A 12,325-nucleotide genomic window follows, 5' to 3' on the forward strand; every position below is an offset into this window, starting at 1 on the left:
TCACCTCTCTTCCAGAGCCAGGTCGACCAGTGCTTCCAGGTCCATGTCCGACAGTTCGTCCGCGCCGCTGTCGGCGCCGCTGTCGGCGCCGGTGTCCGTGTCCGCCGTCTGCGGGTCGCCGCCCGGCCGGGGCGGGCGGGCGCAGGCCAGGACCTGTTCCAGCAGGCCCGCGCTGCGCAGGCTGTCGACCGAGACGGTGCGCAGCAGGTCCCGGATCTCCGCGTCCTGGTCCGGGCCGCTGTCCGGGGCCGGTGTGGGTGCCGGGCGCAGCAGCCCGGCGAGGTGTTCGCCGAGCTCGCGTGGTGTGGGGTAGCTGAAGACGAGGGTGGTCGCCAGGCGCAGTCCGGTCGAGGAGGCCAGGCGGTTGCACAGTTCGACCGAGGTCAGCGAGTCGAATCCGAGCTGGGTGAACGCCTGGTCGGCGTCGACGAGCGCGCCGGAGGGGTGTCCGAGCACGATGGCGACCTGGTCGCGGACCCAGTCCAGGACGGCGGCCTGCGCCTCGTCGGCGGGCAGGGCGGCCAGCCTGGCGGTCAGGCCGCCGGCGCCGGTGGCCTGGGTGGCGTGCGCGCGGCCCCGGCGGGGGCGGGCGCCGTCGGCGAGGTCGCGCAGCAGCAGCGGCAGTTCGTCGGCGGCCGTGGTGCGCAGCGTGGTGGCGTCCGTCCGGGCCGGGACGAGGACCGGCTTGCCGCTCGCGCACGCCGCGTCGAACAGGGCCAGGGCCTCGGCGGTGGGCATCGCGGCGACGCCCATGCGCCGCAGCCGGGACAGGTCGGCCCGGTCGAGGTCCTCGGTCATGCCGCTGCTCTGCTCCCACCAGCCCCAGCACAGCGAGGTGGCGGGCAGGCCGGCCGCGCCGCGCTGCGCCGCCAGGGCGTCCAGGAAGGCGTTGGCGGCGGCGTAGTTGGCCTGTCCCGCGGTGCCGAGCGTGCCGGCGAGGGCGGAGAACTGGATGAACGCCGACAGGGTGTGCTGCCGGGTCAGCTCGTGCAGGTTGACGGCGCCGCCGACCTTGGCGTGCAGCACCTGTTCGAGGCTTTGCGCGGTGAGCGACTCGACGGTGGCGTCCGCCAGGACGCCCGCCGCGTGCACGATCGCGGTCAGCGGGTAGCGGGCGGGCATGTCGGCGAGCAGGTCCGCCAGGGCCGCCCGGTCGGCGACGTCGCAGGCCACGACCCGCACCGCCGCGCCCGCGGCTTCCAGGTCCGCGACCAGTTCGGCGACCCCGTCGGCCGCCGGTCCGCGGCGGCCGGCCAGCAGCAGGCTGCGCACGCCGTGTTCGGCGACGAGGTGGCGTGCCAGGAGCGAGCCCACTCCCCCGGTGCCGCCGGTGACGAGCACGGTGCCGCCGCCGAAGCCGCCGCCGACGTCGAAGACCAGTTTGCCGATGTGGCGGCCCTGGCTCATCTCGCGAAACGCCGTGCGCGCGTCGCGGATGTCGCGCACGGACACCGGGTTCAACCGCACCCGGCCGTCGGCGAACAGCTCCATGACGGCCCCGGACATGGCGTGGATCGCGTCCGCTCCCGCCTCGTAGAGGTCGAAGGCCTGGTAGGCGACGCCGGGGTGGTCGGCCGCCACCTGGCGGGGATCGCGGATGTCCGTCTTGCCCATCTCGATGAAGGCTCCGCCCTGGGGCAGCAGCGTCAGCGAGGCGTCGACGAAGGTGTGCGCGAGGGAGTTCAGCACGACGTCGACACCGCGGCCGTCCGTGGCATGCAGGAACTTCCCGGCGAACTCCACATCGCGCGAGGAGGCCAGGTGCGCGTCGTCCAGTCCCAGCGCGCGCAGGGCGGGCCACTTGGCCGGGCTCGCGGTCGCGTAGATCTCGGCGCCGGCGTGCCGGGCGAGTTGCACGGCGGCCATCCCGACGCCGCCTGCCGCGGCGTGGATGAGGATCCGCTGCCCCTTGCGGAGCTTGTGCACGTGGAAGAGCGCGTAGTAGGCGGTGAGGAAGGTGCTCGGCACCGACGCCGCCTCGGCGTAGCTCCAGCCGTCGGGGACGGGTGTGAGCATGCGGTGGTCGGCCACGGCCACGCGGCCGAAGGCGCCGGTGAAGATGCCGCTCACCCGGTCGCCCGGCGACAGGTGGGTCACGTCGTCGGCGGTCTCCAGCACGACTCCGGCGCCCTCGCTGCCGAGTCCGGCGTCGAGGGCGGTGCGCTCGATCAGTCCCAGGGCGATCGTGACGTCCCGGAAGTTGAGCCCCGCGGCCTGGACGGCGATGCGGACCTGCCCGCTGGTCAGGGGCGCTTCCGCCTCCGGGCACGGCACCCAGGTCAGGTTCTCCAGCGTTCCCCTGGTCAAGATGCCCAGCCGGTGGGGGCCGGGCGCCGCCGGGGGCTCGATCCGGTGCTGCGCCGGTGAGGCCGGCGTCAGGCGCGGGACGAGGAAGGCGCCGGCGCGCAGGGCCAGTTGGTCCTCACCGGTGGCCAGCGCCTGCGCAAGGCGCGCCCAGGAGGTGTCCTCGTCGTCGATGTCCACCAGCCGGAACCTGCCGGGGTGTTCCGTCTGCGCGGACCGGATCAGGCCCCACACGGACGCGCCGGGCAGGCTGTCGACGCTCTCCCCCGTGCCGGTGTCGAGGGCCAGGCGGGTGAGCACCACCAGGGTGGATTCGGCGAGCGCTTCCTCGGCGAGGAAGCGCTGCACCCGGTCCAGTACGTGCCGGTCCGCGTCGCCGACGGCGGCGAGCAGGCCGGAACCGGCGGCGGTGATGTCGTCCGGGCACAGGACGAGGTACCGGGGTGCTTCCTGCGCGAGGACGTCGTCCAGGGCGGGGTAGCACTCGACGCTCTCCTGGGCCGCGTCGCACAGCCGGGCGGCCAGGCCGTGCCGCGCGCCGAGGACGCCCCACCGCCCGCGGGCGGCGTCCGGCTCGCCGTCCTGCGGGGGCCGCCAGTGCAGTTCGTACAGCGACTGTTCCCGGCCGCCCGCGGAGCGGACCTGTTCGGCGCTCGCCGGGCGGAACGTCAGCGCCTCGATGTGCGCGATGGCGCGGCCGTGTTCGTCGGCGATCGCCACGGACACGACGCCGTCGCCGGACGGGGTCAGTCGGACCTTCACGGTCGGGCCGCACGCGCCGCTCAGGTGCACGCCGGACCAGGAGAAGGGCATCCAGCCCTGCTCGCCCGTCACGTTGATGACGCCGCCGGCCACCACCGCGTGCAGCACGGTGTCGATCAGTGCCGGATGCAGGGCGAAGTGGCCGGCCGGGTCTTCGGCGCTCTGCGGCAAGGTGGCGAGGGCGAAGAGGTCGTCGCCGTGCTGCCACACTTCGCGCAGGCCGCGAAAGGCCGGCCCGTAGTCGAAGCCGCCGTCCGCGAGCAGGTCGTACAGGCCGTCGATGCCGACGGGTGTGGCCCCGGCCGGGGGCCACACGGCGAGCGGGCGGGCGTCCTGCTCCCTTGCGGCCGGCTGCGGGGGGCTCGGGGACAGGGTGCCCCGCGCGTGACGGATCCAGCCGCCCGCGCTCCGGCCGTCCTCGCCGGGACGCGCGTACACGTCCAGGCAGCGGCGCCCCCTCTCGTCGGGCGCGCCGGCGACGACCCGTATCTGCACGTCGCCCGTGTCGGGCAGGATCAGGGGGATTTCCAGGGAGAGTTCCTCGAGCGCGGCGCACCCGACGTGCTCGCCCACCGACAGCGCGAGGTCCAGGTAGGCCGTCGCCGGTACGACGGCCGCGCCGAACACGGCGTGGTCGGCGAGCCAGTCGTGGCTGCGCAGCGACCACAGGCCGCTGAACATCACCTCGTCGGTGCCGGGGTGCTCCACCACGGCGCCCAGCAGCGGGTGCCGCGGGGCCGACAGGCCGGCGCCGGAGAGGTCCGCCGACTGCATCGCGGCCAGGAAGTCCAGCCAGTACCGCTGCCGCTGGAAGGCGTACGTCGGCAGGTCCACCCGCTCGCGCGTCCCGAACAGGGCCTCCCAGTCCACGAACTGGCCCCGCACGTGCAGGTGGGCGAGCGCGCCGAGCAGTGCCTGCGCTCCTTCGCGGTCGCGCCGTGACGCCGAGAGGACCACCGCGTCGTGCACGCCCTCGCCGGCGAAGGCCTCCTGGGTGATGCTCGCGAGGGTCGATCCCGGCCCGACTTCGAGGAAGACGCCCGCACCCTGCCTGCGGGCGCACTCGACCGCGTCGTAGAAGCGGACGGGTTCGCGGACGTGGCGCACCCAGTGCGCGGCGGACGTCAGTTCCTGGAGTGTGGCCTCGCGGCCCAGCCGGGTCGAGATGATCGGGATCGTCATCTCGCCCGCGGGCGGCTCGCCGAGCGCTGCCGCGAACTCGTCCAGGACCGGGTCCATGAGCGGGGAGTGGAACGCGTGGTCGACCGCGAGGAGTTTCGCCGACCTGCCGTCGGCGACAAGTTGTTCGCGCAGGGCGTGGACCGTCTCGCGCAGGCCCGAGACCACCACGGACTGCGGGCCGTTGACGGCGGCGATGCCGATCCGGTCCTGCGGGGTGAGCAGGGCGCTCACGTCGGCTTCCGAGGCGCGTACCGCCAGCATGGCGCCGCGCTCGCGGACCGTCTGCATGATCCGTCCGCGGGCGGCGACGAGTCTGGTCGCGGCGTCCAGGCCGAGGACTCCGGACACGTGGGCGGCGGCGATCTCGCCGACCGAGTGGCCGATCAGGTGGGTGGGCCGCGGACCGTAGCGTGCCAGGAGCCGGTACAGGCTGACCTGGAGGGTGAACAGCGCCGGCTGCGCGATGTCCGTGCGCTCGCGCCCGGCGGGGTCGTCGGCCAGGAGCAGGGGCTTGAGGGCGAAGGGGAGGTGGGTGTCGAAGTGGGCGCAGATCTCGTCCAGGCTGTGCGCGAAGGCGGGGAAGGTGTCGTACAGCCGGCCGGCCACGCCGGCCCACGGCGAGCCCTGTCCGGGGAACATGAAGACGCAGCCGCCGAGTTCCCCGGTCGTGCCGCGTACCACCGCGGCGGATTCCGTGTCCTCGCTCAGTGACGCCAGGCCGCCCAGCAGTTCGTCGCGGTCGCGGCCCAGGACGACCGCGCGGTGCTCGAACCGTGTCCGGCCGCAGGCCAGCGACCAGCCGGCCGCGGCGAGGTCCAGGCCCGGGTCGGCGGCAGCGGCCTCGCGCAGCTTGGCTGCTTGTGCCCGCAGTGCCTGCTCCGAGCGTGCCGACACGGTCCAGGGCACCCATCCGCCGGGCAGCTGGGCGGCTGTGGCGGGGGCCGTCTCGTCGTCGGGGGGCGTCCCGTCTTCTGGTGCCGTCTCGTCGTCGGGTGCCTGTTCGAGGATGAGGTGGGCGTTGGTGCCGCTGGCGCCGAAGCTGGACACGCCGGCCCGCCGCGGGCGTCCGGGTGCGCTCGGCCACGGCTTGGCCTCGGTGAGCAGCTCGACCGCGCCGGCCGTCCAGTCCACGTGGGTCGAGGGGCGGTCCACGTGCAGGGTCCGGGGCATCAGCCCGTGCCGTATCGCCATGATCGTCTTGATGATGCCGCCGACGCCGGCGGCGGCCTGGGTGTGGCCGATGTTCGACTTCAGCGATCCCAGCCACAGCGGGCTGCCGGGGTCGCGGCCTTGTCCGTAGGTGGCCAGCAGTGCCTGTGCCTCGATGGGGTCGCCCAGTGTCGTGCCGGTGCCGTGCGCCTCCACCAGGTCCACTTCGCTCGCCTGCACGTGGGCGTTGGCCAGCGCGGCGCGGATCACGCGCTGCTGGGCCGGTCCGTTGGGCGCGGTCAGCCCGTTGGAGGCGCCGTCCTGGTTGATCGCGGAGCCGCGGATCACCGCCCAGATCCGGCGCCCGTTGCGCCGCGCGTCGGAGAGCCGTTCCAGGACCAGCACGCCGACGCCCTCGGAGAAGCCGGTGCCGTCGGCCGCGTCGGCGAACGCCTTGCAGCGGCCGTCCGCCGCCAGGCCCCGCTGGCGCGACATCTCCCGGAACACCTGCGGGGTCGCCACCACGGTGACGCCGCCGGCCAGGGCGAGGCCGCATTCGCCCTGGCGCAGCGACTGCACCGCCTGGTGCACCGCCACCAGCGACGAGGAGCACGCGGTGTCGGTCGAGACGGCCGGGCCCTCGAGTCCCAGCGCGTAGGCGACCCGGCCGGACGCGACGCTCAGCAGGGAACCGGTCTGCGCGTAGCCCGAGATGGTCTCGGGGGTGACGAAGTGGTTGCCGTAGCCGAAGTAGGCGAGGCCGGCGAAGACGCCGGTGTCGCTGCCGCGCAGGGTCTGCGGGTCGATGCCGGCGCGCTCCAGCGACTCCCACGACGTCTCGAGCAGCAGCCGCTGCTGCGGGTCGGCGGCCAGCGCCTCGCGCGGGTTGATCCCGAAGAAGTCGGCGTCGAAGTCGCCCGCGTCGTCGAGGAAGCCGCCCGAGCGGGTGGAGCAGGTGCCGGGCCGGTCCGGATCCGGGTCGTAGAGGCTCTCCAGGTCCCAGTTGCGGTCCTGGGGGAAGTCGGACACGACGTCCGCGCCCGCCGCCACCAGATCCCACAGCGCTTCCGGGGAGACGGCACCGCCCGGGAAGCGGCAGGCGATGCCCACCACCGCGATGGGCTCGCTCGCGGCGTCCGTCAGCTCCTTCAGGCGCCGGCGGGTCTCGATCAGCTCGATCGATGTCCGCTTCAGGTAGTCGAGAACTTCGGCGTTCTTGTCGTTTGTCATCGCTCTCCCCTAGCCGAGCTCTTGGTCCAGCAGCGAGAGAAGCTCTCCAGCCGAGGCGGAACTGATCTGGTCGACGATGCCGGACGGTGCTCCGGCACTCGCCAGTGAACGGACGCGGCCCTGCAGGTCGCCGAGCAGAGCGGACAGGGTGGCCTGGTCGTCCGCGGCGAGTTCGGGGAACGCCTCCTCCAGCCGGGCGCCCAGTCCTTCGATCTCCCGGGCCAGGTGATCGGCCGGGGACGGCGGGCCGCTGCCGGTGGCGGGGGTGATGCCCGCGTTCAGGAACTGCGCGAGGGCGCTGGGACTGGGGTGGTCGAACACGAGCGTGGCGGGCAGTTTCAGGCCGGTCACCGCGGCCAGTTTGTTGCGCAGTTCCAGCGCGGTGAGGGAATCGATCCCCAGTTCCTTGAAGGCCGCGGCGGGACCGATCCTGGCGGTGTCGGCGTGGCCGAGGACGAGCGCGGTCTGCGTCCGGACGGCGTCGAGCAGCAGTGCCTGCGCGTCGGCCGGCGGCAGCGACCTCACCTGCTGCGCGAGGTCGGCGGGCTCCGCGCTCGCCGCGCCGCCGGGCCCGGCGGGTGTGCCGGTCAGGGCGCGCAGGAGCGGCGCGCCTGTGCCGCCGGTGTGCGCAGCGCCGGGTGCCGGGAGGTTCAGCCGTGCGGGCACCAGGACCGGCGCGTCCAGTGTGAGCGCCGTGTCGAAGAGGGCGAGTCCTTCCTGCGTCGACAGCGGCAGTACGCCCTGGCGTTGCAGGCGTACGACGTCCGCGTCGCCGATGTCGGCGGCCATCTCGCTGCGTTCGGCCCAAAAGCCCCAGCACAGTGAGGTGGCGGGCAGTCCCTCGGCCCGGCGGGCCTGGGCGAGTGCGTCGAGGAAGGCGTTGGCGGCCGCGTAGTTGGCCTGTCCCGCCGTCCCCAGCACGCCCGCGATCGAGGAGAACAGCACGAACGCGGACAGGTCCAGGTGCCGGGTCAGCTCGTGCAGGTGCCAGGCGCCGCGTGTCTTCGGTGCGAGGACCGCGTCGACGCGGTCCTCGGTCAGGGCCTCGACGACGCCGTCGTCGAGGACGGCCGCGCAGTGGATCACGGCCGTCAGCGGGTGTTCGGACGGCATGGCGGCGATCAGTTCGGCGACGGACTCGCGGCTGGTGACATCGCAGGCCACGACCTCGGCCCGGGCTCCCGCCCCGGTCAGTTCCGCGCGCAGTGCCGCGGCCGCCGGAGCCGCCGCTCCGCGCCTGCTGGTCAGCACCAGCCGGCGCACCCCGTGCCGCTGGACGAGGTGGCGGGCCAGCATCGCTCCCAGGCCGCTGGTGCCTCCTGTGATCAGTACCGTCCCGGAGCCGAGAGCGGGAGCGTCCTGCGTCCGGCCGAGGGTCCCTGGACGGGCCGACGCGGCGCGGGCGGGGGCCAGTTGTGGTGTGGTCACGGTGCCGGCCCGGATCTTGAGCTGGGGTTCCGCGCTCGCGGCGGCCGTCGGGACGCGGGCCCACGAATCGGGCCGGCCGTCGGTGTCGACGAGGGTGAAGCGGCCCGGGTTCTCCGTCTGCGCGGTGCGCAGGAATCCCCAGATCGCGGCCGCCGCGGGGTCGGGGCAAGAGACGTGTTCGTCGCGGATGGCCTCCCGCGTCACGACGACCAGGCGCGAGTCGGCGAACCGCTGACCGCGCAGCCAGTCCTGTGTCCAGCGCAGCACCCGGTGCAGGTGGTGCTCGGCGGCGGCGGGTGTGTCGTCGCCGTGCGCGGCCGCCCGCTCGACGGCGGCGATGACGACAGGGGGTATCTGCGCGCCGGACGCGGCGAGTTCCTCCAGGCCCGCGAAGACCGTGCCGCCCGGCCCGGGGGCTGCGGTGTCCGTGCCGGGCGCTGCCAGCACGGCGTAGTGGCCGGCGGCCTGTCCGGGCGGGGCCGGAAGGGGTGCCCAGTCGACCTGGAACAGGGCGTCCTGGTGGTCGAAGCTCAGCTCGGCCAGCTGCCCGGCGTCCGCGGGCCGCAGGCTCAGCGAGGCGATATTGCCGAGCGGTGTTCCGTGCTGGTCCGCGAGGGCCAGCGACAGGGTGTCGTCTCCCGCGGGCGCCAGACGCACCCGCAGCACGCCCGCCGCGGCAAAGGTCATGCGGATGCCCGTGCAGCGCGACGGCAGCCAGCCTTCGGGCCGGGAGTTGTCGACGAAGTTCCCCAGGCCGATCGCGGCCAGCGCGGCCTGCAGCAGCGCCGGGTGGACCACGAACCGGCCCGCCTCCGCGCTGTCGGCCGCCGGCAGCTGCACCTCGGCGAACAGGACGTCGCCGCGGCGCCACACCTCCTTCAGCGCGCGCAGCCGGGGCCCGTGGCCGACGCCGAGGGCGGACAGCCTGGTGTACTCGTCCGCGAAGGGCACACTGACGGCGCCCGCGGGAGGCCACGCGAGGAGGTCGTCCGGCGCGGGGGGTGCGCCGGTGTCCGGCCCGGCGACGCCGACGGCGTTGCGCGTCCAGCCGGGTTCGCCCTCAGCGCGTGAGTACACGCTGATCACCCGCTTGCCGTCGAGGACGACGCGGATCTCCCGCTCGCCCGTCCGGGACAGCACCAGCGGTGTCTGCAGGGTGAGTTCGTCGACGACGTCGCACCCCGCCCTGCGCGCCGCCCACACCGCCAGCTCCGCCACCGCCGTGGGCGGCACCAGGACGGCGCCGTGGACCACATGGTCGGCGAGCCACGGATACCGCTCCAGCGACAGGCGCCCGCTGCCCACCACCGAGGCGTGCCCGCCGTCGTCGGGCACATCGATGACGGCATCGAGCAGCGGGTGGTCCGACGTGCTCGCGGTGGTGGACTCCTCGGGGGTGTTCAGCCAGTAGCGCTGCCGCTGGAAGGCGTACGTGGGCAGCTCCACCCAGCGGCCGTCCCCGCCCGGCAGCGCCGCCTGCCACGACACCGCGACGCCCGCCACGAACGCCTCGGCCGCCGACCGGTACAGCCGCGCGAGGCCGCCCTCGCCGCGGCGCAGCGTCCCCACCGCGAACCCGGTGGCGGCGGGGGTGGTGTCGAGCATCTCCTGGATGTTCATCACGAGCAGCGGGTGCGGGCTGATCTCGATGACCGCGGCGCCCGGCTCCTGTTCGACGATGTGCCGCATGGCGGCTTCGAACTGGACCGGTTCGCGCAGGTTGCGGAACCAGTAGGCCGCGTCCAGCCGCGCGGGGTCGATCAGCTCGCCGGTCACCGTCGAGCAGATCGCCACCGGTGAGGGTGCGGGGGTGATCGGGCCCAGTTCGTCCGTGAGGCGGTGCGCGAAGCGGTCCATCAGCGGTGAGTGTCCGGGCACGCTCGACGCGATCAGCTTCGCGCGGGCGCCCTCGGCCGTGCAGGCCGCGACCAGTTCCCTGACCGCCTCGGTCTCACCCGAGACGGTCGTGGAGTTCGGTCCGTTGACCGCGGCGATCCCGACCCGCGACTCCCACCGTCCCAGCAGCTCCCGCACCCGGTGCGCGGGCCACAGGATGCCGGCCATGCTGCCCTGTCCGGCGATGGTGGCGAGCAGCCGGGAGCGCAGGGCGACGATCTTGGCCGCGTCCTCCAGGGTCAGGACGCCGGCGACGCAGGCCGCGGCGATCTCGCCCTGGGAGTGGCCGATCACCACGTCCGGTGTCACCCCGAGCGAGCGCCACACCTGCGCCAGCGACACCATCACCGCGAACAGCACGGGCTGGACGACGTCCACCTCGTCGAGGTCCGCCGCGCGCGGCCCTGCGCACACGGTGTCGATCAACGACCAGGACACCCACGGTTCCAGCGCCCGCGCGCAGGCGCGCAGCTGCTCGGCGAACACCGGGGAGGACTCCCACAGTTCGCGCCCCATCGCGGCCCACTGCGAGCCCTGGCCCGGGAACACGAACACCGTCCTGCCCGCCGGCTTCGCGACGCCGGACACCACACCGGGCTGGCCGCCGTCCCCGCCGTCGGCGACGGCGGCCAGCCCGGCGAGCAGTTCGTCCCGGCCGGCGCCGAGCACCACCTGGCGGTGCTCGAACAGCGAGCGGGTCGTCAGCAGCGCGTGCCCCACGTCCGCGACCGGCAGGTCCGCGTCCGCGGCCACCCTGTCCAGCAGCCGCTGCGCCTGTTCGCGCAGCGCCTGCGCGGAGCGCGCCGACAGCACCCACGGCACCACCGCCCCGGTGGCGGATGCCGCGGCCGCACGAGCCGGGGTCTTCGCCCCCTCGGGGGCCTGCTCAAGGGTCTCGGGGGCCGGCTCGGTGCTCTCGGGGGCCGGCTGCGGGGTCCCGGGGGCGGGCTCGGTGGTCTCGGGGGCCGGCTGCGGGGTCCCGGGGGCGGGCTCGGTGGTCTCGGGGGCCTGCTCGAGGATGAGGTGCGCGTTCGTGCCGCTGATGCCGAAGGACGACACGCCGGCCCGACGGGGCCGTCCCGGTGCGCTGGTCCACTGCCTGGCCTCGGTCAGCAGCTCCACCGACCCCGCCGACCAGTCCACGTGCGTCGACGGGCGGTCCACGTGCAGCGTCCGGGGCAGCACGCCGTGCCGCATCGCCATGATCATCTTGATCATGCCGCCGGCGCCCGCTGCCGCCTGCGTGTGGCCGATGTTCGACTTCAGCGATCCCAGCCACAGCGGGCTGCCGGGGTCGCGGCCTTGTCCGTAGGTGGCCAGCAGCGCCTGCGCCTCCATGGGATCGCCGAGCGTCGTGCCGGTGCCGTGCGCCTCGACCGCGTCGACCTCGCCGGCCGACAGCCCGGCATCGGCCAGGGCCGCCCGGATGACCCGCTGCTGTGCCAGTTCGTTCGGCGCGGTCAGCCCGTTGGAGGCGCCGTCCTGGTTGATCGCCGAGCCGCGGATCACCGCCCAGATCCGGCGCCTGTTGCGCCGCGCGTCCGAGAGCCGCTCCAGGACCAGCACGCCCGCGCCCTCGGAGAAGCCGGTGCCGTCGGCCGCGTCGGCGAACGCCTTGCAGCGGCCGTCCGCCGACAGGCCCCGCTGGCGGGCGAGTTCCACGAACATCCCCGGAGTCGGCAGCGTCGAGACCCCGCCGGCCAGCGCCAGCGTGCACTCCCCCGAGCGCAGGGACCGTACGGCCTGGTGGACGGCGACCAGCGACGACGAGCACGCGGTGTCGGTCGAGACGGCCGGGCCCTCAAGTCCCAGCACGTACGCCACCCGGCCCGAGGCCACGCTGGTGTACGTGCCCGCGATCGCGAAGCCCTCCACGTCGCCGGCTGCCCCGCCGCCCATCCGCGGGCCGTAGTCGACGGCGTAGAGCCCGGTGAACACCCCGGTCGCCGAACCCCGCAGCCCGGCCGGGTCGATGCCCGCCCGCTCCAGCGCCTCCCACGACGTCTCCAGCATCAGCCGCTGCTGCGGATCCATCGCCAGCGCCTCACGCGGGCTGATGCCGAAGAACGGCGCGTCGAACTCCGCGAGGTCGCTCAGGAACCCGCCCGAGCGTGTGTACGTCCGGCCGTGCGCCTCGGGATCCGGGTCGTACAGCGCCTCCACGTCCCACCCGCGGTCCTGCGGGAAGTCGCCCATCGCGTCCACGCCCTCGGACACGACTCCCCACAGCCCTTCGGGGGAGCTCACCCCACCCGGGAAGCGACACCCCACTCCCACGACCGCGATGGGTTCGCGAGCGGACTCCTCCAGCTCGCGCACCCGCTCACGCAGCTCCTGCGCATCGCCGACGGCGCGTCGCAAGTAGGAGCGGAGC

Annotated in this window: 1 protein-coding gene and 1 pseudogene; both read right to left on the reverse strand. The window is 74.4% G+C overall.

The window, feature by feature from the left end; genetic code table 11:
* Nucleotides 1-6,627 (reverse strand): type I polyketide synthase, encoded by a 6,627-nt coding sequence (locus ACFV0T_RS25335; RefSeq protein ID WP_385783324.1) that lies wholly within the window; start codon nt 6,625-6,627, stop codon nt 1-3.
* 9 nt (nt 6,628-6,636) lie between these two features.
* Nucleotides 6,637-12,297: pseudogene (locus tag ACFV0T_RS25340) on the reverse strand (SDR family NAD(P)-dependent oxidoreductase); the annotation flags it as partial.
* Between the last annotated feature and the right edge of the window lie 28 nt (nt 12,298-12,325).

The sequence above is a fragment of the Streptomyces sp. NPDC059582 genome (assembly GCF_042735715.1).
Classification (GTDB): domain Bacteria; phylum Actinomycetota; class Actinomycetes; order Streptomycetales; family Streptomycetaceae; genus Streptomyces.